This is a genomic window from Williamsia sp. DF01-3, from assembly GCF_023051145.1.
Lineage (GTDB): Bacteria > Actinomycetota > Actinomycetes > Mycobacteriales > Mycobacteriaceae > Williamsia.
Genome location: NZ_JALKFS010000005.1, coordinates 399,997 through 423,638, shown reverse-complemented (window position 1 = coordinate 423,638; position 23,642 = coordinate 399,997). Strand labels below are relative to the sequence as shown.

Below are 23,642 nucleotides of genomic sequence, written 5' to 3'. Positions count from 1 at the left end.
GTGAGTTTGCAGGGTGGCACGACCATCGCAGGCCGGTATCGGCTGATGCGGTTGATCGCGACCGGAGGCATGGGCCAGGTGTGGGAAACCATGGACACCAGGCTCGATCGGCGCGTGGCCGTCAAGGTCCTCAAGGCCGAGTTCTCCGACGACCCCGAGTTCTTGGAACGGTTCCGCACCGAGGCCCGGACCACCGCCCAACTGAACCACCCCGGAATCGCCAACGTCTTCGACTACGGCGAGGCGCAGGATCCGGGTGCGGGTTCGGTGGCCTATCTGGTGATGGAACTGGTCAACGGGGAGCCGCTCAACGCCGTGCTGTCCCGTGTCGGCCGGCTGTCATTGAACAACTCCCTCGACATGCTCGAGCAGACCGGCCGGGCGCTCAAGGCCGCCCACGACGCCGGTCTGGTGCACCGCGACGTCAAGCCCGGCAACATCCTCATCACGCCCACCGGCCGGGTGAAGATCACCGACTTCGGTATTGCCAAGGCAGTGGATGCGGCGCCGGTCACCCAGACCGGAATGGTCATGGGCACAGCGCAATACATCTCACCCGAGCAGGCGCTCGGCGAAGACGCGACTGCGGCGTCCGATGTGTACTCACTCGGCATCGTCGGCTACGAGGCGATCGCAGGCCGTCGTCCATTCCTCGGTGACGGCGCCATCACCGTGGCGATGAAACACATTCGCGAAGAGGCACCACCGCTGCCGACCGACCTCCCGGTCAACGTCCGGGAGCTGATCGAGATCACCATCGCAAAGGACCCCACACAGCGGTACGCCGATGGCGGAGAGTTCGCCGATGCGGTGGCTGCGGTGCGCGCGGGCCGTCGGGCACCGTTGCCGGGTACCGCCGCCGCAGCGGGAGCGCGGCCGGCCACCGCGATGATGGCCCCGATGACGGGCGCTACCCGTCCCACCCCACCGCCGCAGCACCGTGCCGCGGTCGCACCGGTGCCGGTGGACCGCCAAGACGGTTGGTCCACAGGGCAGAAGGCGCTCGCCGCCGCAGCCGTACTCCTGCTGCTCGGTGCGCTGGTCCTGGTCGGCTTCTTGATCCTCAACTCCGACGACACCACCGGCGACGTCCCGACGAGGTCGACGACACCGACCACGACGACAACAACGAGGACCACCACGCCTCCGCCGACGACCACCGAAGAAACCACCACCGAAGAAACCACGACCACAACGACGCGTACGACCACGACAACCACTGAAGAAACGACGACGACCACCGAGTCGACGACCGGTGGGTTCACCTTGCCGAGCATTCAGATCCCCGGCCTGCCGGCCCGGGAGAGCGATGACCAGCTCGGCCAGGGCGACGAAGACGCCAGTACGAGTGCGCAGCCCGAACCGCAGGATGGTGGTTGATGGCCGACCCCCGGCAGATCTCTGATCGATACGAACTGGGCGAGACCCTCGGTTTCGGCGGCATGTCCGAGGTCCACCTCGCGCGTGACCTGCTCCTGCACCGCGATGTGGCCATCAAGGTGCTGCGCGCCGATCTGGCCCGCGACCCCACGTTCTACCTGCGCTTCCGGCGTGAGGCGCAGAATGCGGCGGCCCTCAACCACCCGACGATCGTCCAGGTCTTCGACACCGGCGAGGCGACCACCCCCGAGGGGCCGCTGCCATACATCGTGATGGAGTTCGTCGACGGCGAAACCTTGCGTGACGTCCTGCGCGCCGAGGGGTACATCAAGCCTCGGCAGGCGATGACGTGGATCGCTGACGTGGCTGCGGCACTGCACTTCTCACATCAGAACGGCATCGTTCATCGAGACGTGAAGCCGGCGAACGTGATGATCGACAAGTCCGGCGCGGTGAAGGTGATGGACTTCGGCATCGCCCGCGTGCTGGCCGACACCGGCAACTCCGTGACCCAGACCGCGGCCGTCATCGGCACCGCGCAGTACCTGTCGCCCGAACAGGCCCGCGGCGAGAGCGTCGATGCCCGCAGCGACGTCTACTCACTCGGCTGTGTGCTGTTCGAGCTGCTGACCGGAGAACCGCCGTTCACCGGCGACTCGCCGGTGGCCGTCGCCTACCAGCACGTACGTGAAGATCCCCCTACCCCGTCGTCGGTACGCGAGGGAGTGCCGCACGAGCTGGATTCCGTGGTTCTCAAGGCCATGAGCAAGAACCCGGCCAACCGCTACCAATCGGCCTCCGAGATGCGGTCGGATCTGATGAAGGTGCTCGCCGGCGGCAAACCCAGTGCCCCGATCGTGATGTCGGACGAGGACCGCACCGCGCTGATCGACACCGGTCCTCGCGCGCGGGTCTCCCGGGTCGGGCCGAGCGGCACCAGCCACCGTCGCGACGATGACGACGATGACTCACAGACGCGACGCAAGGCCCTCAAGTTCGCCGGATTCGGTGTGCTCGCGGCCTTGGTGATCGCTGCTGTGAGCCTGTTGCTGCTGCGTCCCTGGGCGTCGGATGTGACGCCGCAAGTGTCGATTCCGCGGGTCACCGACATGTCCGCCGTGGACGCAAAGGCCGAACTCGAACGGATGGGCTTCCGCGTGAACCAGCGCGACGAGCCGAGCCCGACCGTCGCGGTTGGTGCGCCCACCCGGACCACCCCGGGTGAAGGCGTGAAGGTGGACAAGGGGGCCACGGTCACCTTGTACGTCTCCACCGGTCCACTGCGCCAACAGGTCCCGGATCTGCGTGGTCGGACGTTGGCGCAGGCGACGGCGGAGCTCGGGAATCTGGGATTCACCAACACCCGGTCGATCGAGGTGTCCTCCACCGCCGACCTGAAGGACAAAGTGGTCGCCACCGCACCTGCCGCGCGTAGTACGCAAGCGGTCACCGAGCTCATCACCATCCAGGTCGGTACCGGTCCACGCAAGGTCACCGTCCCCGACCTCACCGGGCAGCGCGAGGCGCAGGCGCGAACCAATCTCGACCAGCTCAACCTCGATATCGCTGTGGTTGCCACCGACTCGGAATTGCCGTCGGGCACGGTGATCAGCTCATCGCCGAACGCCGGCGAGGTGGTCGACGAGCGCAGTGTCGTGCAGGTGACCATCAGCCGCGGCAACATGTTCGTGGTGCCCGACCTGCGCGGCCGGACGGCGGCGCAGGCCCAGTCGATCCTGACGTCGGCAGGGTGGGAACGAACCACCCTCACCACCGTGCAGCGCAACGTGCCGCTGGGCAGTCCCGACGACGAGAAGGTCCTCGAACAGGCTCCCGTGGCCGGCAGTCTTCTCCGTAAGGACGCGGCGGTGTCGATCACGGTCGGACGGGCGAGCCTACTTCCCTGACCGCTACTTCCCTGACTGCGGGGAGGACAGCAGTCACACCAATCCGTCCGGCAATGGGGAGCGGTCCGGTGGTCCTCAGCCGAGCGCTGCGGCCACCTGCGCTTCGAGGGTGCTGACCTGTCCATCGGGGACGGTCATGCCGCACACGGTCAGCCAGTTCGCCAGCATCCGGTGCCCGCCCTGGGTCAGCACGCTCTCCGGATGGAACTGCACACCGTGGATGGGGAGTTCGCGGTGCTTCATGGCCATCACGATGCCGCTCTCGGTGTGCGCGGTCACCTGGATCTCGGCCGGAATCGTCTCGGGTAGCACGGTGAGTGAGTGGTACCTGGTTGCCGTGAACGGGTTGGGCAGGCCCGCCAGGACGCCATCTGCGTCGTCGTCATGGGTGACCAACGACGTCTTGCCGTGCAGTAGTTCGGGCGCGCGGTCCACGGTGGCACCGAAGGCCGCGCCGATCGCCTGGTGGCCCAGACAGACCCCGAGCAAAGGGGTGCCCTGGTCGGCCGCAGCTTTCACCAAGGGCATGGTGGCGCCGGCACGCTGAGGGGTGCCCGGACCCGGCGACAGCAGAACACCGTCGAAATCCTTGATCGCACCGTCCGGCTCGGCGAGCCGAGCATCGTCGTTGCGCCACACCTGCGCATGCACACCCAACTGGCCCAGATACTGGACCAGGTTGTAGACAAAGCTGTCGTAGTTGTCCACCACGAGTATTCGCGCGGGCTGTGGCTCATTCACAGTGGTCAACAATACCTGGGTGCGCGCGAGGGCCTCCCATCGTCGATCCCAGGTGGGCTAGGTTATAGGGAGACGTTTTTGCCCGCGAACCGAGGAAACCATGCCCAAGTCGAAGGTCCGCAAGAAGACCGATTACACGATCAACCCCGCCAGCCGCACTCCGGTCAAGGTGAAGACCGGACCGTCGAGCCCGGTGTACGTCTCCACCATGCTCGGCCTGATGGTGCTGGGACTGCTCTGGCTGATCGTCTTCTATCTGGTTGCCACCCCGGAGTCGCTCGGCGCCGACGGCAAGATCCTCAACTGGATGTACGAGTTGGGACCCTGGAACTTCCTGATCGGTTTCGGTTTCATGGTGGCCGGACTCCTGATGACCATGAAATGGCGCTGACCAGGCGTTATGGTTCATCCACAGTCTTGAACAACATGTGTGTAATTCATCCCCACTGTGGATAAGGCCTGTGGATAACTCGGCACAGCCTTCTCTCGCGTGGTCCACCCCGGCTTCGATGGGCGCGGTCATGGTAGTCGGCGGCATACTCCTCGGCGGCGCCGCAGCATTCTCTGCTCCTGACCCGGCCGGCCTTGTGCTGATGTCGATCGCAGCACTGTTGTTGGTGGTGCTCGGCGTGATCGCGCTGGTGGTGCGGCCCAGGCTCGCCGTCATCGACGGACACCTGATCCAGATCCGCACGGTGACCGGCGCGCGCAGATATCCATTCGATGCGGTGCGCCGCGCCCAGGTGCTCACCTACTCGCGCTACGGCCGCCAGGTGCCGCATCTCGAGTTCGACCTCGACGACACCGCGGCCCGCGAAGGGGAGAGATTGGTGATCCTCGGCCGGTGGGATCTCGGGACCAACCCGCTGGATGTGGCAGATGCACTACGCGGGGCCGGATTGCCCGTGGAGACGAGAAAGTAGCTGCCGCTCGCGTCTTGCGATCGGCTGGATCAGGCGGTGAGAGTTGCTGCGCGCACCACGCCGATCAGCAAGGCCAGCACGATCAGCCCGGCAATCGAAGCCCACCCGACGGCGGCGACGTTGCGGGCGGTACGCGAACTAGCGGGTAGAAGACCGGGGCCGTAGAGGACCCCTGCGGCCGCGGCGGCGCCGAAGACCAGTCCCCCGAGGTGGGCCCACAGGGAGATGTTGGGGATGGTCAGCGAGAGAACGATGTTCAGCCCGATCACACCGAGTACGAACCCCGCCGGAACCTTGGCCCGCAGCACCACCACCAGCGTGGCCCCCATCAACCCGAAGATGGCTCCGGAAGCGCCCGCGTTGATGGCGTTCGGGTTCTCGAACAGCATGACCATCGCGCTGCCACCGAGCAGCGACGCCAGGTAGATGCCTACGAAACGTGCTGTGCCCAAAGTGATTTCGACGTCACGGCCCAGGATGTACAGCGAGAACATGTTGACCGCGACATGAATCAACGAGAAGTGTAAGAAGCCGGCGGTGAGCAGGCGCCAGTACTCGCCATCGGCGAGGAAGGGCCCGAAGAGCGCGCCCTCGTAGAAGATTCGCGAGCCGCGGACTTCGGTGAAGCTACCGGCCTGCGCCACCGTGGCCACGAACACCGCGATGTTGACGGCGAGCAGGACATACGTCGCCCACGGGGTCTTCGACCCGATGCCCCGAGGTCCGGCCACGGTTGCCCGTGGGGTGTCCCGCCCGGATGCCCGGACGCAGTCGACACAGTGCTGGCCGACTGCGGCCGGGGTGAGACATTGTGGACATGCCCGACGGCCGCACCGGCTGCATGCCAGACCCGTCGGCCGGTCAGGATGCCGGACGCACACCTGGGTGGGCGGCGACGGCGGATTCTGGAATGTCACACAGTCCTCATCTGAGCAGAACTCGGCACGACCGAATGGCGGTCTGTCAGGACTCGATGGTGACCTTTTCGATGATCACGTCGTCCAGCGGACGGTCACGACGGTCGGTCGGGACGGCCTCGATCGCGTTGACGACCTTCTGGGACTCCTCGTCCTCGACCACACCGAAGATGGTGTGCTTGCGGTTCAGGTGAGGGGTCGGGCCGACGGTGATGAAGAACTGCGACCCATTGGTGCCGGGTCCGGCGTTTGCCATGGCCAGCAAATACGGCTGGTTGAACGTGAGTTCCGGGTGGAACTCGTCCTCGAACTGGTAGCCCGGTCCGCCCATACCGGTCCCGGTGGGATCGCCGCCCTGGAGCATGAAGCCCGAGATGATGCGGTGGAACACCGCGCCGTCGTAGAACGGTCCGGCGTCGCCGCCGGAAGCGTTGGGCTTGGAGTACTCCTTCGACCCCTCGGCGAGGCCGGTGAAGTTGGCGACGGTCTTGGGCGCGTGGTTACCGAACAGGGCGATTCTGATGTCACCGTGATTGGTGTGCAGGGTCGCGGTTGCGGTTTTCAATGCTGTGGTCACGGCCTCCATGGTGCCACTGAACGCCGTCGGCGCAGACGTCAGCCGACGAGCATGCCAGGTTTTGCCATCGCCACCGCGGGTACTACCCACCTCACGGGAGCCCGGCAGTAGTCCGTGGCCCCTCCACCTTCGAGATCCTCGCTGGTGACGAGTCGAGACGAAAGTGAGAGACGATGACCGACGCAAAGAAGGACGTTTCCGGCACCACCCCGGGAGTCGACGAGGCACCGCAGGAGCCAGAGACAGCCCTCGACGGAACCACCGCTCCGGACGCAACCGAACTCCCGAAAGACGGCAGCGATCTACCCGACAATTGGGACAACAGCTCGGGATACGCGGGGGCATCTGCCGAACAACTCGAGGATCGATGACCCAGAACTCAGGCCCGGTCCACAGCGAGACCAACCCGGATCCGGCGAACACACCAGGACTCGAGGCTGGGGGCGGGGTGGCGCCGGGATCGACGCCACCTGATGCACCACAGACCTCAGGCCTGTCGGACTCCGAACCGAGAACCAGTAATCGGTTCCCACCCACCGGCATCGCCATGGTCATCGGGCTGATCATCCTGGTGCTGTTGTTCGTCGCCGCGGCGGTCGCGATAGTCGTCCAGATGGCTTAGATCCACCCTCCACAACGCCGCACCTTGTAGCCCCCGGCATGGGTTCGCCGAAGGTGCGGCGTTGTGGTGTGTGCAGGCGTATCAGGGGCAGTCCCCGCTCCCCACCGGGTGAACCCCTGACCCCGCCCCGCGCACTAGGGTGGTCAAGAGTCTGGTTTCACCGAGGAGGTTTCATGAGCAAACTCGAATCCGAACTGAAAGCGGTCCGTCAACGTGCCGCTGCCCGCAGCGCCGGGCAGCGGGTGAAGCTCGGCGGTCGACAGACCCTGGCCGGGTTGTCGAACCTCACCCGTGGGTCCGCCGGGTTGAGCGTCGCCGGCGCGCGCAAGTCGCTGCTCGGTGCCTCCGTGGCCACCCGAGGGGCCGGCAATGTCGCACTCGCCGGCGCCAAGAAGGTCGCGGCCCAGGCGCGTTCGAAGGAGTCCGAGCTCGCCGCCGAGGCTCGCGAACTCACCGCTGCGTACCGCGACCGGGCCGCCGACGTGCTCCCGGTGACGATCAGCAACCCCACCGTCATCGATGCGCTCGAACGCGCCGGTCTCGTCGATGCCCTCCCCAACCAGCTGGTGACCACGAAGTCGCCGTCTCGTCGTCGCCTCAGGATCGCCCTCATCGTGGTCGGGCTGGTGGGCGCAGGTGCGGCCGCATTCACGATCAGTCGTCGCACGCGTCCGCAGCCGCCATCGGTGGCCGCTGCGCCCCCGCGTCTGGCCGACGTACCGGTTGTCGAGACCGAAGCCGAGTCCGTCGACCCCGCCGGCCAGTCCACGAACGGGCAATCCGCCAATTGAGGTTCGCGCGGCAGTTGAGGTCGCTGCGGCAGGTACGGTGTGACGGGTGAGTGTTGAGAACGGCGAGGGCAACCGACGCCGCCATGGCGAGCCCATCCCGGCATGGCAACCGCGCACCGGGCCTGCCGAGGGCCCACCGCCGGGTTACCGGCCCGGTCCCCCGCAGGCTCCGGCACCTCACGGTGGCCTTCCGCCCGAGCCGGGTCGTGGTTATGCCCCACGGCCTGGTCCCAGCGGACCACCGCCTTTCGATCCCGGCCCGGTCGGCCGCCCGCGAGAAGATCCTCGGCGCCGTCAGGCGCCTCCCTCCTCTCCGGCACCACTGAGCGGCCCCGCGGCTGGTCTCGGTGCCTCACCCGCGCCGTTGAGCAGTGCCGTACTCGCAGACGTCCGATCCGGCAGAAACCCGATATGACGGTCCGCAGGGCGACAACCCAGCAGATCAGGAGTCCGGAGCCGAGATGAGTCCTGCGCCCGCGTCGCGATCCAACAAGACCAATGTCACCGCCATCATCGCCTTGATCCTGTCGGTGCTGGGAGTCACCTCGGTGATCGGGATCGTCTGCGGCCACGTTGCGCGGTCGCAGATCCGGCGGACCGGCGAGCAGGGTATGCCGTTCGCCGTGGCTGCCCTGTGGGTCGGGTATCTCTATCTGGCAGCGGGCATCTTGGTCCTCGCCGGATATCTGTACATCGTCGGCCAAGGCAACTGAGCCTCTCGACCACAGAGCCTTCCAACCGCAGAGCCTTCCAACCACAGGGCACGGACCGCCGGCGCGTGATCGAATTGCTCCATGGACGATGACAAAACCCGCGACATCCGGATCGGCAACGATGAGCGGGGTCGCGCACTCGACGCACTCGGTGAGCATTTCACCAGTGGTCGACTCGACCACACCGAGTACGAAGAACGCGTTCAGCTGGCCGCGGCCGCGCACACCCGCTCCGAGCTCGACAAGCTCTTCGGCGATCTACCCGAACCCACCCCGTTCGGCTCGGGGTCGTCGGCGCCTGCCCTCGCGCGTGATTCTTCCCCTGCGCAGGCACCTCGCAACAGCGTCCAGAACGCGCCGGGCAAGAAGCTGATACAAACGCTCAACCTGTTCGCCGGTGGCGGCACCCTGCTGCTCTTTCTTCTGCTGCAAGTGGTTTTCGACGTCCCAAACGCCTGGCTGGTGTTCATCGTCTTCCCGCTTGTCCTCGGCGGTATCCGCATCTGGTCCGGCCAAGCAGGCGGTGACGAAGCTGACTACGACGACACCGGGCACCTCGATCAGGCCGAACTCCGGCGTCGGCGCGAGATCGAGTCACGCCGACGTCGGGAGTTCGGCTACTGAGCGACGCTCACACGGTCAAAGCGCTGCGAGATCAGAGTTGCGGGATCACAGTCTCGGCGATGAACTCGACGTGCTCGAGGTCCGACATGTCGAGCACCTGTAAGTAGATCCTCGTGGCGCCGATGGCCGCGTAGGTGCCGATCTTGTCCACGATCTCGTCCGGTGATCCCGCCAGCCCATCTCGGCGCAGATCGTCGAGCCCGCGCCCGATGTTGTCGGCGCGGCGGGCCAGCTCGGCGTCGGAACGACCGGCGCACACCACCAGCGCCGCTGAGTACGTCAGGTCGTCGGCCGGGCGGCCCCGGTCGGTACAGGCGGCCCGGACTCGTCCGAACGCCGCCTCGACGTCCTCGACGGGTGCAAAGGGCACGTTGAACTCTGCGGCGTACTGCGCCGCCAGAGCTGCCGAGCGCTTCTTCCCGGCGCCACCGATGACGATGGGCGGTGCGGGCGACTGAACGGGCTTGGGCAGTGCCGGAGAGTCGGTCACGGAGTAGTGATCGCCCGAATACGAGAACTTCTCCCCGACCGGCGTAGTCCACAATCCGGAGATGACGGCGAGCTGCTCGGTGAGTCGGTCGAACCGTTCGCGAAGATCCGGGAACGGGATCGCATAGGCCTCGTGTTCAGCGGCATACCAACCGGCGCCGAGCCCGAAGTCCACCCGACCGCCCGACATCTGATCCACCTGGGCGACGGTCACCGCGAGCGGGCCCGGATGGCGGAAGGTGGCCGAGGACACGAGGGTGCCCAGCCGGATGGTGCTGGTCTCGCGGGCGAGTCCGGCCAGCGTGGTCCATGCATCGGTGGGGCCCGGCAAGCCCTCGACATTCATGGCCAAGTAGTGGTCGGAACGGAAGAACGCCCCGAAACCGCCTGCCTCCGCGGTTCTGGCGACCGCAAGCTGGTCGTCGTAGGTGGCGCCTTGCTGGGGTTCGACAAATATTCGCAAATCCATACAGCCACTCTTACGGGCTTTGATCGCATTCGCCACCTCGGGGGCCTGACGGCCGAATCAGGGTGGTGCAGTTCGTTCTTTGTGGAGCCTAGGAGATTCGAACTCCTGACATCTGCCTTGCAAAGGCAGCGCTCTACCAACTGAGCTAAGGCCCCGTTTGCCGGATCAACCGGCTGTCAGATCTCTCTGACCTTCGGGTAGACCATGCCACACCTCGATGTTGCGCCGAGATTCCGTGAGCAGGCCCGCGACGACGAGTGCGACTGCGGCGATCGCCAGTGCAACTGCCTTCATCCGCTCATCCCCTTGGGTGGTGGTCCCTTGGTTCGGTTCGTCGTCACAGTGGGCCTAGGAGGACTTGAACCTCCGACCTCTTCGTTATCAGCGAAGCGCTCTAACCGCCTGAGCTATAGGCCCGTGAACCGAAGTCAGAGATTACCCGACTGCGTGCCTCCGCGACAAAACGGCTGGTCAAAAGCCCCTCAGTCGCGGTCGGCGAGGGTTACCTCCACACCACCCACGAGGTCGGACGACAGGTTGTAGATGAACGATCCGACGGTCGCCAGAGCGGTGAACAGCACGACGTTGACCGCGCCGATCAGAGCCGCGATACCGAACACACCTCCGGCGCTGATCTCGAACGAGGATTCCGCCGTGGTGTCACTGGACACCAGCGTGCCGAAGGAGTTGTTCAGCTGATCCCAGACGCCCATGCCGTCGAGGATGAGATACAGCACACCCACCGCGATCATCCAGATGAAGAACGAGGCGACCGACAGGACCGCAGACACCTTGAACGCCGACCATGGATCGATTCGACGGATCTGGACAGCAGCGCGCAACGCACCCATGGCACTCGGCGAAGGCATCGCCTCGAACGACCGATTGGCCGGCTGCGAGGCCTCCGGATGATGGATGGCATCGAGGTCGGGTAGATCTTCCTGCGGAAGGTCGCGCCGGTCGATGTTGCGGGTCGGGCCGTCGATCGGCTTCGACAGCGGGGACCGGCTGTTCGCGTCGGTCTCCGAGCCCGGCAACTTGGGTGCCGCGGTGCCGGTGATCACCGGGCGTTTGGTGGTCGGCGCCGGCGCACCCTGACCGGGCTGACGGCCCGGAGGTGGGCCGGCCGGACCCCTACCCGACCCCTGCTGAGGTGGCTGCTGGGGCGGCTGCTTGATCTGCGGCTGTGGACCGGTAGCCGATGCCGACGGCTGCCCGGGACCGGTGGGCTGACCCTGACCGCCCTGTGCACCGGCGCGCTGCCAAGGAGGCACACCACCGGGGCCGGTCCCGTTGCCGGGAGGCCGACCCTGGGCCGGAGCCTGACCCTGACCGGCGTCCGGGCGCGGGGCCTGATCCTGCACTGACACCGAAGGACGTGCGCCGTTGGCCGAGGAGTTCGCCGCGGCCGAAGCCGCCGTGTCCTGCTCACCACCGCTGCCCGACGATCCCTGCGGACCTTTCGGCGGCCCACTGGTGCCGTTCGGTTCGCCCGCGACCTTGGGTTCGTTGGGCTCGTCAGTTGTGCTCATGCGTTCCTTTGCGTTCGCCTCAGCTACTTCTTGCCGGCCGGCCCGTTCTGCGTGTCAGCCGGTTCGTCCGGCTCATCGGCATTGCGGGCAATAGCCAAGAGCGTAGTTCCTTCGCCCAGGTTCATCAGGCGGACGCCCTTGGTTTGGCGTCCGGCCTTGCGAACCTGCCGCGCACCGGTGCGGATGACGCCGCCCCCGGAGGTGATCGCATAGAGCTCACTGTCGTCGTCGACGATCACTGCGCCCACCAACGCGCCGCGGCGTTTGTCGTACTGGATCGTCAGGACGCCCTTGCCTCCGCGACCCTGCACGGGGTAATCGCTCATCGCGGTGCGCTTGGCGTAGCCACCCGATGTCGCGACCAACAGGTAGGTGTCCTCACGGACCACATTCAGCGACAACAACTGGTCATCGTCGTTGAAACGCATGCCCTGGACACCGGAGGTCTGCCGTCCCATCGGACGCAAGACGTCGTCGGTGGCCGAGAAACGGATCGATTGTCCCTTCGTCGACACGAGCAGCAGGTCGTCGTCGGCGCTGCACAACTGTGCGCCCACCAACTCGTCCTCACCGCGCAGGTTGATCGCGAAGATTCCGCCGGAGCGATTGGAGTCGAAGTCCACCAAACGCGACTTCTTCACCAGTCCGTTGAGGGTCGCGAGCACCAGATACGGCGCATCTTCGTAACTCTTGATCTGGATGACCTGGGCGATGCGCTCCTCGGGCTGGAACGCCAGCAGGTTGGCGACGTGCTGGCCACGGGCGGTGCGGTTGGCCTCCGGCAGTTCGTACGCCTTCGCCCGGTACACCCGGCCCTTGGTGGTGAAGAACAGGATCCAGTCGTGCGTGGAGCACACGAAGAAGTGCCGGACGATGTCGTCCTGTTTGAGACCGGCACCCTGCACACCTTTACCGCCGCGCTTCTGGCTGCGGTAGAGATCGGTCTTCGTCCGCTTGGCATAGCCGGTTTCGGTGATGGTGACCACCACGTCTTCGCGCGCGATGAGGTCCTCGTCGGATACATCCCCGTCTGCGGCAATGATTTTCGTGCGTCGCTCGTCCGCGAACTTCTCGACGATCTCGGCCAGCTCGTCGCGCACGATGGCGCGCTGACGCTCCGGCTTGGCGAGAATGTCCTTGTAGTCGGCGATCTCGATCTCGATCTCCGCCAACTCGTCGACGATCTTCTGCCGTTCCAGCGCCGCGAGCCTGCGCAGCTGCATCGCCAGGATGGCGTCGGCCTGGATCTCGTCGACGTCGAGCAGCTCGATCAAACCGGTACGCGCCAGGTCGACGGTCTGGGACCGGCGGATCAGCGCGATGACCTCGTCAAGTGCGTCAAGGGCTTTGACCAGACCGCGCAGGATGTGCGCACGCTCTTCGGCCTTCCGCAGCCGGTAGCGGGTGCGCCGGATGATGACGTCGATCTGATGCTCGACGTACAGGCGGATCATCTTGTCCAGGCGCAACGTTCGCGGAACACCGTCCACGATCGAGAGCATGTTCACGCCGAAACTGGTCTGCAGCTGGCTGTGCTTGTAGAGGTTGTTCAGCACCACCTTGGCCACGGCGTCGCGGCGCAGCGTGACCACGATCTGCATGCCGACACGGTCCGACGACTCGTCGTCGATCCTGCTGATGCCCTTGAGCTTTCCCTCGTTCACCTGTTCGGCGATCGACAGGATCATGTTGTCGGGATTCACCTGGTACGGCAGCTCGGTGATGACGAGGGTGGTGGCACCCTTGTTCTCTTCGATCCGCACCACGCCTCGCATACGGATGCTGCCCCGGCCGGTGGTGTACGCGTCGCGGATGCCCTGGCCGCCGACAATCAGTCCGGCGGTTGGGAAGTCGGGTCCCTTGATGCGTTCCATGCAGGCTTCGAGGGTGCTCTCCTCGTCGGCCTCGTAGTTGTCGAGTGCCCAGAAGATGGCGTCGGCGACCTCACCGAGATTGTGCGGCGGGATGTTGGTGGCCATACCCACCGCGATGCCGCTCGACCCGTTGATGAGGAGGTTCGGTACACGTGAGGGCAGGACCGTCGGTTCCTGGGTCTTGCCGTCGTAGTTGGGAGTGAAATCGACTGTCTCCTCGCCGATGTCACGCAACATCTCCATGGCGAGCGGCGTCAGCCGGGCCTCGGTATACCGCATCGCGGCCGCGCCGTCGTTGCCGCGGGAACCGAAGTTGCCCTGGCCGTCGACCAGCGGGTACCGCATCGACCACGGCTGCGCCAATCGCACCAGCGCGTCGTAGATCGCGGTGTCGCCGTGCGGGTGGTAGTTACCCATGGTCTCGGCGACCGGCTTGGCCGACTTGACGTAACTGCGGTCGGGCCGGAACCCGGCGTCGTTCATCGCGTAGAGCAGTCGGCGGTGCACCGGCTTGAGTCCGTCGCGGACCTCGGGCAACGCGCGGCCGACGATGACGCTCATCGCGTAATCGATGTAGCTGCGCTGCATTTCCTGCTGGATGTCTACCGGTTCGACGCGGTCTCCGGCGCCACTGTCCGGTGGCAAGGTGTCGGTCATCAGTTCACTTTCGTCGTGTCAGGTCGTAGCAGATGGAAGCGGAGTCCGTCAGACATCCAGGAAGCGAACGTCTTTGGCGTTGCGTGCGATGAAGCTCCGCCGGGCCACCACGTCCTCCCCCATCAACACACTGAACAGCTCGTCGGCGGCAGCGGCGTCGTCGAGCGTCACCTGACGCAGGACGCGCACCGAGGGATCCATCGTGGTCTCCCACAGCTCCTTGGCATTCATCTCGCCGAGACCCTTGTAACGCTGGATGCCGTCGTCCTTGTTGATCTTTTTGCCGGCCTGGGCACCGGCCTCGAGCAGACCGTCGCGTTCGCGATCGGAGTATGCGAACTCCGGTGCAGCGCCCTTCTGCCACTTGAGCTTGTACAGCGGCGGCTGAGCGAGGTACACGTGACCGTGCTCGACGAGTGGCCGCATGAACCGGAACAGCAACGTCATCAGCAAGGTCGAAATGTGTTGTCCGTCAACGTCTGCGTCGGCCATCAGGACGATCTTGTGGTACCGCAGCTTGGAGATGTCGAACTCGTCGTGGATACCGGTGCCGAAGGCGGTGATGATGGACTGGACCTCGGTGTTCTTGAGTACCCGGTCGATTCGTGCCTTCTCGACGTTGATGATCTTTCCGCGGATCGGCAGGATCGCCTGGTACATCGAGTCGCGCCCCGACTTGGCGCTACCGCCGGCCGAGTCGCCCTCCACGATGTAGACCTCACACTTGCTGGGATCCTTGCTGCGGCAGTCGGCGAGCTTGCCCGGCAGTCCACCGATATCGTTGGCGCTTTTGCGGCGCACCAGCGCGCGGGCGTTACGGGCCGCGATGCGCGCATTGGCGGATTCGACAGCCTTACGGATGATGATCTTCGCCTCCGCCGGATTCGACTCCAACCAATGGCTGAGGTGTTCGTTGCTCACCTTCTGCACGAAGCTCTTCACCTCGGTGTTGCCGAGTTTGGTCTTGGTCTGACCCTCGAACTGCGGGTCGGCGACCTTCACCGAGATGACCGCAGCCAGTCCTTCGCGGATGTCTTCGCCGGCGAGCTTCTCATCCTTGCCCTTGATCAGGTTCTTCTCGGCGGCGTACTTGTTCACCGTCGCCGTCAATGCGGCACGAAAACCCTCTTCGTGAGTGCCACCCTCGTGGGTGTTGATGGTGTTGGCAAACGTGTGCACCGACTCGGCGTACCCGCTGTTCCACTGCATCGCGACCTCGAGCTCGTGCCCGGTGCCCTTCGCGGTGAAGCTGACCACGGAATTGTGGATGGCGGTCTTGCGGATGTTCAGGTGACGGACGAAGTCCTCGAGACCACCGGGGTAGTGGTAGATGCGAGTACGGCTCTTGTTCTTCGATCCTTCTGGCTTGCCCTCCGAGTCGACAACCGATTCCTCGGAGAGCTCGGTGTTGTCGGCTTCTTCGGAAAGCTCGTCCTCGGACTTGGGTGCCTCGGCCACCTCGACGTCTTCGGCGTCGCCCGCCGCAATGGTCGCGGGCCGCTCATCGGTCAACGTGATGGTGAGGCCCTTGTTGAGGAAAGCCATCTCCTGCAGTCGGCGTGCGATGATCTCGAACTTGTAATCGGTGGTCTCGAAGATCTTCTCGTCGGCCCAGTAACGCACGGTGGTGCCGGTCTTCTTCGTCGGTGCACCCTTTTTGAGCTCACCGGGGACCGCGTTCGTGTAGGTCTGCTGCCACGAGTAGCCCGCGTGATTGATCTCGAGCTCCACGGTCTTCGACAGTGCGTTGACCACCGAGATGCCGACACCGTGCAATCCGCCCGACACGGCGTATGAATCAGAGTCGAACTTTCCACCCGCGTGCAGCTGGGTCATGACGACCTCGACGGTCGGGATGCCGGTCTTGTGCATGCCGGTCGGTATTCCACGGCCGTCGTCGACCACCTGCACGGCACCGTCCGCGCGCAGTGTGACATCCACCCGTGAGGCATAACCCGCCATCGCCTCGTCGACCGAGTTGTCGACGACCTCCCAGATCAGGTGGTGCAGACCGCGCTCACCTGTGGAACCGATGTACATACCGGGACGCTTCCGAACCGCCTCGAGGCCTTCGAGGATGCTGATCGAATCCGCACCGTAGTCGCTGCCCTTTTTCTTGGCCGGGGCCTTCTTGGTCGGTTCCGGCTGTTCCGGCTGTTCCGGATTCTGGGGTTCGGTGCTGTCGGCCACGAGTGCGTCCGCTCCTTACATCGCCATTGAGTCACACCACGCGGTACGCGCCCGGCAGCCATCGCTGTTCTGCTTCGGGGTTCCCATGCGGCGGTCTACCCCGGTTCGGGGCAACTCTCTACATACTACTGGGTAAGGCGACAAGGAATGGCCCTGCAACACCCCTGACTTGTCCGCAGACGGATTTTCTCGGATGAGCCCTAGTCCGACCGACACAGCGGGTACGTCGTCCACGTTCTGACGGGATTCGTGGCCGGTTCGCCAAAATCCGCGTCTAGCCGTAGGTGTCGCGGGGTCCTCGGCCACGGACATGACGTTCACCTTTGCGCCAGGACGGGCTCTGCGGACCGGTGATCCGCAGGCTCGTGACAACCCCGTGGCCGGCCGAGGCCGCGATCTTGGCCAGGATCTGGCTCTGGATCAGCCGTAGTTGGGTGGCCCAGGCGGTCGACTCCGCCGTGACGTGTAAAACCTTGTCGCGCAATGCTTTGGGCTGCGCGTGCGCCGCGATCTCGGCGCCGACGATCCGGTCCCACGCACCGAAGACGGTGCCCTCACTGAGCTTGGCGTTCCAGCCGCGCCGGCCGGCGAGACCTCCGGCGACACGACCGAGAGGTTGTGGGTCGTAGGCGTCGGGGTGAGCACCTGTCCACGATCGACGGGTGACCTTGCGCGGTGCCGCCGTCCGTCTGCCAGGAGACGCACGGCCCTGACCGACCGATTTACCGGCCGCGCGGGCAGCAGCGCGGGCGTCTTCGAGAGCTTTGCGCGCCATGTCGTAGCCGCTGCCCTCGGACCTGCCGCCGCCTCCGGACTCGTTTCCTGTGCCCGGCTCTTGCCCCTTGCTGGGTTCCTCGGTCATCACCCGACCACCAATTCCGACGTTCGAACGCCTGCCGACTCGATGATATTCACCGCGACGGTCCTGCCGCCGATCTGAGAGGGGATGTCGTCGGCCACCGCCGCGGTGATGAGCACCTGTTCGGCTCCGGCCGCGACGTCGGCAAGCTTCTCGCGGCGCTTGGCATCGAGTTCGGCGAACACGTCATCGAGCATCAGTACCGGTTCGACGCCGTCGGCACGCACCAACTCCACAGAGCCCAGGCGCAGTGACAGGGCCATTGACCAAGACTCGCCGTGACTGGCGAAACCCTTCGCCGGTTCGGTGCCGAGCAAGAGATCGACGTCGTCTCGGTGGGGGCCGACCAGCGTCACACCGCGGTCTATCTCTTTCTGACGCAGCGCCGCGAGGTCGCTGAGCAGGGCCGCTTCGATGTAGTCCACATCGGCCTTCTCCCCGTCCGCCGGGATCACATCGATCGACGCCGACGACCGGTAGCGCATGTTCGCCGGCCGAGAATGCGGCGCGATCGTCGAATATGCCTGTGCCACATGTGGTTCCAGTTCGTTCACCAAGTCGATCCGCGCGGCGCTCACCTGGGCACCGTAGGCGGCGAGCTGGGCGTCCCACACGTCCAGCGTGCTGATCACCGACTCGGCGTCGCTGCCGCCCCTGCGTAGGGCGGCCGCCGCCGTCTTGAGCAGTGCGGCCCGCTGACGCAACACCCGGTCGTAGTCGGACTTGGCGGCGGCCCACCGAGGACCACGCATGGCGACCAGTTCATCGACGAAACGACGTCGCTCCCCCGGATCGCCACGCACCAGCGACAGGTCCTCGGGGGCGAACATCACCGCCCGCAGGATCCCCAGCACATCGCGTGGCCTGCGGCACGGCGCACCGTTGATGGCCGCCTTGTTGCTTCGAGCTCCGCCGATCACCAAATCCACCGTCAGTTCACGTCCGTCGTTCTCCACCGTCGCGGTGACCCGGGCCTGGTCTGCCCCGGTACGGATCAGTGGCTGATCAGTACTCACCCGATGCGACCGCAAGCCGGCGACGTAGTAGAGCGCCTCGAGCAAGTTGGTCTTGCCGAAACCGTTCCTCCCCACGAAAAGTGTTGTGCCCGGGCTGAGTTCGATCGAGACCTCATCCCAGGAACGGAAGTCGCGCAGCGACAGATTGCGGACGTACACCTGCTCAGATCAACTCCCGATCAGTCGCCCGACGACTTCGGAACCACCGAGTGTCCGCCGAACTGGTTGCGCAATGCCGACACGGCTTTGAGCGCAGGTGAGCCACCTTCTTGGCGCGAGGCGAAGCGTGCAAAAAGTGCCGCGGAGATGACATTGGCGGGTACCGAATGCCTGATGGCTTCTTCGACTGTCCAGCGGCCCTCGCCGGAATCGGTGGTGTAGTCGGAGATCTCGGCAAGGCCCGGATCTTCCTGCAGTGCCTTGACCAGCAGCTCGAGGAGCCATGACCGCACTACGGTGCCGTTTGTCCAGGCCCGCAGGGTGCCGGTGACGTCTTCGATGAGGGGTTCGGCATCGAGGATCTCGTAGCCCTCGCCGTAGGCGTGCATCAGTCCGTATTCGATGCCGTTGTGGACCATCTTGGCGTAGTGGCCGGCGCCGACCTGCCCGGCGTGGACAAATCCATCGGCCCGCTCGCCGGGAGGCCGCAGCGCGTCGAAGATGGGCATCGCTCGTTCGACGTCGTCTTTCGCACCCCCGCACATCAGGCCGTATCCGTTCTCCAGGCCCCAGATACCACCCGACACCCCGCAGTCGACGTAACTGATTCCCTTGGCGCTCAACAATTCTGCGTTGATCGCGTCGTCGGTGTACTTGGAGTTCCCGCCATCGATGACGAGGTCTCCGGGCGAAAGGATGTCCGAGAGAGTCCGCACGGTGGACCGGGTCGGTTCACCCGAGGGCACCATCACCCAGATGATCCTCGGGGCCTCGAGCGCGGAGGCGAGTTCGGCGAGCGATCCGACGTCGGTGACCTCCGGACGCGGGTCGTATCCGATGACCTCGATTCCGGCGTTCTTGACCCGGGTCCGCATGAACCCGCCCATCTTTCCCAGTCCCACCAAACCCAGCTGCATCGTTCCACCAGTCCTTTGCCAGTCACGGTCCTCGCGGTCAAATGGCCGCGAATCGATTCGAGTCGGATCAACGCTCGGGCAACCTGCGTCAGTCGCTGATCACCGCACTCATTCTCGGTCAGTGTGGCTCGGTGCGCTGACCTTTCCGGCCGACCTGGTCATCTGACGCGGTGTCGTCGACAGATCAGCCCGGCAGCCGAACCGGCATCAGCAGGTAGGTGTACTCGCTGTTGGGTGCGGCGTACGCGCCGTTCTCGTCGGTGACCGGTTCGGTCTCGGCGCCCGGCCGCAGCACTGCCGGCCTCGACGGTGTGGTGAACCCGAAGTCAACGGTGGACGAATGCAGCGACGTGAGTCCGTCGAGCAGGTAACCCGGGTTGAACGCGATGGTCAGTGGGTCGCCGTAGAACTTCACATCCAGCTGTTCCTCAGCGCGACCTGCATCGTCGCCGCCGGCGGTGAGCAGCACGGTGTCCTCGCCGAACTCGAGCCGCACCTGCGCACCGCGCTCGGCGACCAGAGCCACACGTTTGATCGCCTCGGTCAGCGGTGCGATCTCGATGTTGGCCACCGATGTGTGGGTGGGGGGCAGCAGCTGACGGAACTTCGGGAACTCCGCATCGAGCAGTCTGGTGGTGGTGCGACGGCCAGATCCCAGGATGCCGAGCAGTCCGTCCGCACCGATGCTCCCGCCAGATCCAAAGGCCAGGCCGACGGCCGAGGTTCCGTCGGATCCGGCTGTGCGAGCCGCTTCGGCAAGTGTCTTCGCCGGGACGAGCACAGCGGACGTGGTGCCTGCGACTTCCGGTTTCCAGGTGAGTTCACGAACTGCCAACCGGAAACGGTCGGTCGCGGCGAGCACCACGGTCTCGTTGTCGATCTCCAGGCGGATACCGGTGAGCATCGGCAAGGTGTCGTCGCGGCCGGCGGCCACCGCAACCTGGGTGATCGCCTCGGCGAAGACATCGGCCGGGATGGACCCGGTGTTGTCGGGCACCTCGGGAAGCTGCGGGTAGTCCTCGACCGGCATCGTCGGCAGCGAGAACTTCGCGCTACCGCAGACGATCGCGACGCGGGTTCCGTCGAGTTGCACGTCGACGGGCTTGGCAGGGAGGGCGCGCGTGATGTCGGCCAACAACTTGCCCGACACCAGGACCTGACCTTCGTCGGCGACCTCGGCTGAGACGTTCACCTGTGCCGAGACCTCGAAGTCGAAACCCGAGACTGACAGTCCGGTCTCGGTCACGGTCAGCAAGACACCGCCGAGGACCGGAACCGGTGGCCGGCTGGGCAGGCTGCGTGCAACCCACGCGACCGAATCTGCGAACTCGTCGCGAGTCACCCGAAACTTCATCGTCTTCAGTTTCCTTCTGGTTGATCGTTCCATTGCGCAAGAGGTCGCCGGCGGGCGGTGAACTCCTCGGAGCGCAGGCGTCAGGGTCTCCACTCTAAAGCGGATGACAAGTATTCGGTGGCGATGGGGTGCGCTCGCCCCGACGTCCCCGGATGTCTTGTGAGACCTGTGGACGAGGGTTGTGCACACACCTTCTTTTAAAGAGTCTTGTTAAGAGAGAAATTCTTCTTAGTAATAGGTCCTGTGAAATCTGTGGATGACAGGTCTTGTTGGCTGGTGGCCGGTCTGCGGGCCTGGGGGCGAAACGTTGGCCGATGTCGCGTGAAGTTGAAGTACATGTGAACACAACCCGGCGCCGCGGGAACGGTCCACTGTCTATCCACAGATTTCGGTAGTTATCCACGGGCTTGTACACAGGCAGATCGAGTCACGCAGATCACCAGGGAATGGGATGACAAGTCTGGAAAGTCTGCGGGAGTGGTCGAGACTTGTCGTTTTCTGCGGGACGCCGGGTGGGATGCGGCTCCCCGAGGCACGCTCTCCAGGGGCCGCGGCGCCGGCGCGGAGGTAGGTATCAGCGACGCATTGTGATCATGGAGGGTGAGTCAGGACGCAGGTATCAGCCAGGACGCAGCACCGGACCACGCAGAAGCGCTCTGGGCGCGGGAGAAGAACGGCGTGTAGGAGAAGAACAGAAGGGTGTGAGACGGCAGGCGTCAGCGGCGTGAGCGCTGCTTGATCCTGGCGGTGAGTTCCTGGACCTGGTCGTACACGCGCCGACGCTCGGTCATCTCTTTGCGAATCTTCTTGTCTGCGTACATCACCGTGGTGTGATCACGGTCGAATGTCTCGCCGATCTTCGGCAGGGACAGGTCGGTGAGTTCGCGACAGAGATACATCGCGATCTGCCGCGCCTGGGCGATCGAGCGGGTCTTGCCGGGCCCACGCAGCTCTTCGATGCTGATGTCGAAGTACTCGGCATTGACCGCGAGGATGGTCGCCGCGGTGATCTCCAGGCTGGCCGAATCGGGTAGCAGCGCTTGCAGCACCACATCCGCCAGGGCGGTGTCGAGCTCGGAGTGGTTGAGGGACGCGAAAGCGGTCACGCGGATCAGCGCACCTTCGAGTTCGCGGATGTTCCGCTCGATCTTCGACGCGATGAGCTCGAGGACGTCGTCGGGCACACGGATGTCGTCCATCTGCGCTTTCTTGCGCAGGATGGCGATGCGGGTTTCCAGCTCGGGCGGCTGGACATCTGTGATGAGACCCCACTCGAACCGGGTTCGTAGCCGATCTTCAAGTGTCGCAAGTTGTTTCGGAGGCCGATCGGACGACACCACGATCTGCTTGTTCGCGTTGTGCAGGGTGTTGAAGGTGTGGAAGAACTCTTCCTGGATGCCTTCTTTGCCCTCGAGGAACTGGATGTCGTCGACGAGCAACACGTCCATGTCACGGTAGCGGCGCTTGAACGCCACTCGCCTGTCGTCGCGAAGGGAGTTGATGAAGTCGTTGGTGAACTCTTCGGTCGACACGTACTTCACCCGCATGCCGGGGAACAGCCGCTGCGCGTAATGGCCCGCCGCGTGGAGCAGGTGGGTTTTTCCGAGGCCGGATTCTCCCCAGATGAACAGCGGGTTGTAGGCCCGGGCAGGTGCCTCGGAGATGGCAACGGCAGCGGCGTGCGCAAAGCGGTTCGAGGCACCGATGACAAACGTCTCGAAGGTGTACTTGGAGTTCAGACTGGAGTCGCCGCTGGAATTGCCCGACGTGCTGCTCCGCGACGAGTCGACGTGGCGCCTCGAACCGGAGTCGGTGTTGAAGTAGCTCGGCCAGTCTCCACCGGAGCCGCCGTTGATGTCGCGGTCGCGGTCGGCGAAGGTCTCCGGCGGCGGCGATGCCATCGAATGGACGTTCCGGGAATCGCCGTCGAGCCGTGGTCCGGCGTCGATGCGGGAGTCCCCGTTCATCCGGGGGCCACCCCCGATGTCGTCTATGCGGTGGGGCCGGCCGTTTGCCACGACCGCCTCGGGCTCGGCGGGAGGATCAGGCTCGTAGGCGTCGGCTGCGATCGGATCGATGCGCACCGCGAGATCCACCGAATGGCCGAGGTGACGACTGAGGGCGGACACGATCGGTTCCCGCAAACCGCGTTCGATCTGTTCCTGGACCCGGGGGTCGGGACGGTGAGGAGCGCGAAGCCTTCGGCGAGTGTCAGCGGGCGGACGAGCGAGAGCCACGCCTTCTGCTGTTTGGAGAGGGGGTAGCTACCGGGAGATGTGTCGTCGTTGAGTTCTGTGACCACCTTGCGCCAGATCACACTGAACGAATCGTGATCCGAATCGGCTGGCATGGTCATCCCTCTTTGTGGTTCGTCACCAATTGTCCACACCGTTATCCACAGGTGTGGAGGAACAGCGAGACACAGCGAACCCCAGAAAGGGTTGTCGCGATTCCGCCCCGGGTGGATAGCTTGGGTGAAGTTAACAGACATTGGCCGGGGCTCACAACTGATCACCACATGTTGCAGGTAAAGGCAAGAATCTGGCCGATCGAGGCGTGTCGTCCGCCGATACCGCAGGTCGCGGCCCGCTTCGTGGTACGGAGGCGGTTTGACCGGCCGTTGGCGAGTCAGTAGTCTCGAACGGTCGCCGAACGTCGATTCCGGCTGAGGTGAACCACTCGCGAGTGGTTCGGGAGCCGAAGCATCGGGGTAGCGACCAGACCACCTATTAACAAGCTGGGCTCAATCATGGACGCGAGCCCGTCACACGAGGAGTTTCACCGTGGCCAAGGGCAAGCGGACCTTTCAGCCGAACAACCGTCGTCGTGCACGCGTGCACGGATTCCGGTTGCGTATGCGTACCCGTGCGGGTCGCGCGATCGTCAACACCCGTCGTCGCAAGGGACGCTCGAGCCTGACGGCCTGAGCCG

Annotated in this window: 22 protein-coding genes, 2 tRNA genes and 1 pseudogene; 10 read left to right on the top strand and 15 right to left on the bottom strand. The window is 64.9% G+C overall.

Features of this window, described 5'->3' with window-relative positions; genetic code table 11:
• Both MVA47_RS03850 and pknB read left to right on the top strand, forming a co-directional pair.
• The gene (locus MVA47_RS03850; RefSeq protein WP_247206739.1) at positions 1-1,380 is read left to right on the top strand and encodes a protein kinase; all 1,380 of its coding nucleotides are present in this window, start codon (positions 1-3) and stop codon (positions 1,378-1,380) included.
• Positions 1,380-3,287 carry a Stk1 family PASTA domain-containing Ser/Thr kinase gene (gene pknB / locus MVA47_RS03845; RefSeq protein ID WP_247206738.1) on the top strand — a complete coding sequence of 636 codons (1,908 nt, stop codon included), beginning with the start codon at positions 1,380-1,382 and terminating at the stop codon, positions 3,285-3,287. Before MVA47_RS03850 ends, pknB begins: the two co-directional genes overlap by 1 nt.
• Before the next feature lie 75 nt (positions 3,288-3,362).
• Here the strand turns inward: pknB and MVA47_RS03840 are convergent, their stop codons facing one another.
• Positions 3,363-4,028: an aminodeoxychorismate/anthranilate synthase component II gene (locus tag MVA47_RS03840; protein ID WP_247206737.1), complete on the bottom strand. Its 666-nt coding sequence runs from the start codon at positions 4,026-4,028 to the stop codon at positions 3,363-3,365.
• A gap of 100 nt (positions 4,029-4,128) precedes the next feature.
• Between MVA47_RS03840 and crgA the strand changes: the two genes are divergently transcribed.
• Both crgA and MVA47_RS03830 read left to right on the top strand, forming a co-directional pair.
• Positions 4,129-4,419, top strand: coding sequence for a cell division protein CrgA (crgA, locus tag MVA47_RS03835; protein WP_023959067.1), 291 nt, complete (start codon positions 4,129-4,131; stop codon positions 4,417-4,419).
• Between the two features lie 118 nt (positions 4,420-4,537).
• Positions 4,538-4,951, top strand: a complete 414-nt coding sequence (locus tag MVA47_RS03830) for a PH domain-containing protein (protein ID WP_247206736.1) — start codon at positions 4,538-4,540, stop codon at positions 4,949-4,951.
• A gap of 29 nt (positions 4,952-4,980) precedes the next feature.
• On the opposite strand, the gene MVA47_RS03825 is transcribed toward MVA47_RS03830, so the two are convergent.
• Entirely contained in the window at positions 4,981-5,868 is an 888-nt protein-coding gene (locus MVA47_RS03825; protein WP_247206735.1) for a rhomboid family intramembrane serine protease, read from the bottom strand.
• 46 nt (positions 5,869-5,914) lie between these two features.
• Positions 5,915-6,454, bottom strand: a complete 540-nt coding sequence (locus tag MVA47_RS03820; protein ID WP_189339215.1) for a peptidylprolyl isomerase — start codon at positions 6,452-6,454, stop codon at positions 5,915-5,917.
• Between the two features lie 164 nt (positions 6,455-6,618).
• Between MVA47_RS03820 and MVA47_RS03815 the strand changes: the two genes are divergently transcribed.
• From MVA47_RS03815 to MVA47_RS03795, 5 genes are all read left to right on the top strand, one after another.
• The gene (locus MVA47_RS03815; RefSeq protein WP_247206734.1) at positions 6,619-6,816 is read left to right on the top strand and encodes a hypothetical protein; all 198 of its coding nucleotides are present in this window, start codon (positions 6,619-6,621) and stop codon (positions 6,814-6,816) included.
• On the top strand, positions 6,813-7,067 hold the full coding sequence (locus MVA47_RS03810) for a DUF6480 family protein (protein WP_247206733.1): 255 nt from the start codon (positions 6,813-6,815) through the stop codon (positions 7,065-7,067). Before MVA47_RS03815 ends, MVA47_RS03810 begins: the two co-directional genes overlap by 4 nt.
• A gap of 173 nt (positions 7,068-7,240) precedes the next feature.
• Complete coding sequence (locus tag MVA47_RS03805; RefSeq protein ID WP_247206732.1) at positions 7,241-7,858, top strand: hypothetical protein; 618 nt, start codon at positions 7,241-7,243, stop codon at positions 7,856-7,858.
• 371 nt (positions 7,859-8,229) lie between these two features.
• Positions 8,230-8,571, top strand: a complete 342-nt coding sequence (locus tag MVA47_RS03800) for a DUF4190 domain-containing protein (protein WP_247206731.1) — start codon at positions 8,230-8,232, stop codon at positions 8,569-8,571.
• 81 nt (positions 8,572-8,652) lie between these two features.
• A complete protein-coding gene (locus tag MVA47_RS03795) occupies positions 8,653-9,195 on the top strand; it encodes a DUF1707 domain-containing protein (protein WP_247206730.1) in 543 nt (180 codons plus the stop codon).
• Between the two features lie 31 nt (positions 9,196-9,226).
• Here the strand turns inward: MVA47_RS03795 and MVA47_RS03790 are convergent, their stop codons facing one another.
• The 12 genes and pseudogenes from MVA47_RS03790 to dnaA all read right to left on the bottom strand — a co-directional run bounded on the left by MVA47_RS03790 (position 9,227) and on the right by dnaA (position 23,061).
• Entirely contained in the window at positions 9,227-10,153 is a 927-nt protein-coding gene (locus tag MVA47_RS03790; protein ID WP_247206729.1) for an LLM class F420-dependent oxidoreductase, read from the bottom strand.
• 82 nt (positions 10,154-10,235) lie between these two features.
• Positions 10,236-10,308, bottom strand: a tRNA-Ala gene (locus MVA47_RS03785).
• Positions 10,309-10,318: 10 nt separating this feature from the next.
• Positions 10,319-10,447, bottom strand: coding sequence for a hypothetical protein (locus tag MVA47_RS26640; RefSeq protein WP_281504639.1), 129 nt, complete (start codon positions 10,445-10,447; stop codon positions 10,319-10,321).
• A 49-nt stretch (positions 10,448-10,496) separates the two neighbouring features.
• A tRNA-Ile gene (locus tag MVA47_RS03780) sits at positions 10,497-10,570 on the bottom strand.
• A 65-nt stretch (positions 10,571-10,635) separates the two neighbouring features.
• Positions 10,636-11,685, bottom strand: coding sequence for a DUF3566 domain-containing protein (locus tag MVA47_RS03775; protein ID WP_247206728.1), 1,050 nt, complete (start codon positions 11,683-11,685; stop codon positions 10,636-10,638).
• 23 nt (positions 11,686-11,708) lie between these two features.
• Positions 11,709-14,216, bottom strand: coding sequence for a DNA gyrase subunit A (gene gyrA / locus MVA47_RS03770; RefSeq protein WP_023954152.1), 2,508 nt, complete (start codon positions 14,214-14,216; stop codon positions 11,709-11,711).
• A 48-nt stretch (positions 14,217-14,264) separates the two neighbouring features.
• Entirely contained in the window at positions 14,265-16,301 is a 2,037-nt protein-coding gene (gyrB, locus tag MVA47_RS03765) for a DNA topoisomerase (ATP-hydrolyzing) subunit B (protein ID WP_247210570.1), read from the bottom strand.
• A gap of 379 nt (positions 16,302-16,680) precedes the next feature.
• Positions 16,681-17,268, bottom strand: a complete 588-nt coding sequence (locus MVA47_RS03760; protein ID WP_281504638.1) for a DUF721 family protein — start codon at positions 17,266-17,268, stop codon at positions 16,681-16,683.
• A complete protein-coding gene (gene recF, locus MVA47_RS03755) occupies positions 17,268-18,440 on the bottom strand; it encodes a DNA replication/repair protein RecF (protein ID WP_247206727.1) in 1,173 nt (390 codons plus the stop codon). The genes MVA47_RS03760 and recF overlap by 1 nt, the downstream gene beginning before the upstream one ends.
• Positions 18,441-18,460: 20 nt before the next feature.
• Complete coding sequence (gene gnd / locus MVA47_RS03750; RefSeq protein ID WP_247206726.1) at positions 18,461-19,357, bottom strand: phosphogluconate dehydrogenase (NAD(+)-dependent, decarboxylating); 897 nt, start codon at positions 19,355-19,357, stop codon at positions 18,461-18,463.
• Positions 19,358-19,541: 184 nt separating this feature from the next.
• Positions 19,542-20,711, bottom strand: a complete 1,170-nt coding sequence (gene dnaN / locus MVA47_RS03745) for a DNA polymerase III subunit beta (protein WP_099382810.1) — start codon at positions 20,709-20,711, stop codon at positions 19,542-19,544.
• Positions 20,712-21,427: 716 nt separating this feature from the next.
• Positions 21,428-23,061 (bottom strand): annotated as a pseudogene (gene dnaA / locus MVA47_RS03740) (chromosomal replication initiator protein DnaA).
• Positions 23,062-23,494: 433 nt separating this feature from the next.
• Between dnaA and rpmH the strand changes: the two are divergent.
• Positions 23,495-23,638 carry a 50S ribosomal protein L34 gene (rpmH, locus tag MVA47_RS03735; RefSeq protein WP_081729590.1) on the top strand — a complete coding sequence of 48 codons (144 nt, stop codon included), beginning with the start codon at positions 23,495-23,497 and terminating at the stop codon, positions 23,636-23,638.
• The last annotated feature ends 4 nt before the right edge of the window (positions 23,639-23,642 follow it).

Coding starts and splice junctions, on each gene's coding strand:
- pknB (WP_247206738.1), top strand. CDS start 1,380: ATGGCCGACCCCCGGCAGATCTCTGATCGATACGAACTGGGCGAGACC.
- crgA (WP_023959067.1), top strand. CDS start 4,129: ATGCCCAAGTCGAAGGTCCGCAAGAAGACCGATTACACGATCAACCCC.
- MVA47_RS03830 (WP_247206736.1), top strand. CDS start 4,538: ATGGGCGCGGTCATGGTAGTCGGCGGCATACTCCTCGGCGGCGCCGCA.
- MVA47_RS03820 (WP_189339215.1), bottom strand. CDS start 6,454: ATGGAGGCCGTGACCACAGCATTGAAAACCGCAACCGCGACCCTGCAC.
- MVA47_RS03815 (WP_247206734.1), top strand. CDS start 6,619: ATGACCGACGCAAAGAAGGACGTTTCCGGCACCACCCCGGGAGTCGAC.
- MVA47_RS03810 (WP_247206733.1), top strand. CDS start 6,813: ATGACCCAGAACTCAGGCCCGGTCCACAGCGAGACCAACCCGGATCCG.
- MVA47_RS03805 (WP_247206732.1), top strand. CDS start 7,241: ATGAGCAAACTCGAATCCGAACTGAAAGCGGTCCGTCAACGTGCCGCT.
- MVA47_RS03795 (WP_247206730.1), top strand. CDS start 8,653: ATGGACGATGACAAAACCCGCGACATCCGGATCGGCAACGATGAGCGG.
- MVA47_RS03790 (WP_247206729.1), bottom strand. CDS start 10,153: ATGGATTTGCGAATATTTGTCGAACCCCAGCAAGGCGCCACCTACGAC.
- MVA47_RS26640 (WP_281504639.1), bottom strand. CDS start 10,447: ATGAAGGCAGTTGCACTGGCGATCGCCGCAGTCGCACTCGTCGTCGCG.
- MVA47_RS03775 (WP_247206728.1), bottom strand. CDS start 11,685: ATGAGCACAACTGACGAGCCCAACGAACCCAAGGTCGCGGGCGAACCG.
- gyrA (WP_023954152.1), bottom strand. CDS start 14,216: ATGACCGACACCTTGCCACCGGACAGTGGCGCCGGAGACCGCGTCGAA.
- MVA47_RS03760 (WP_281504638.1), bottom strand. CDS start 17,268: ATGACCGAGGAACCCAGCAAGGGGCAAGAGCCGGGCACAGGAAACGAG.
- gnd (WP_247206726.1), bottom strand. CDS start 19,357: ATGCAGCTGGGTTTGGTGGGACTGGGAAAGATGGGCGGGTTCATGCGG.
- dnaN (WP_099382810.1), bottom strand. CDS start 20,711: ATGAAGTTTCGGGTGACTCGCGACGAGTTCGCAGATTCGGTCGCGTGG.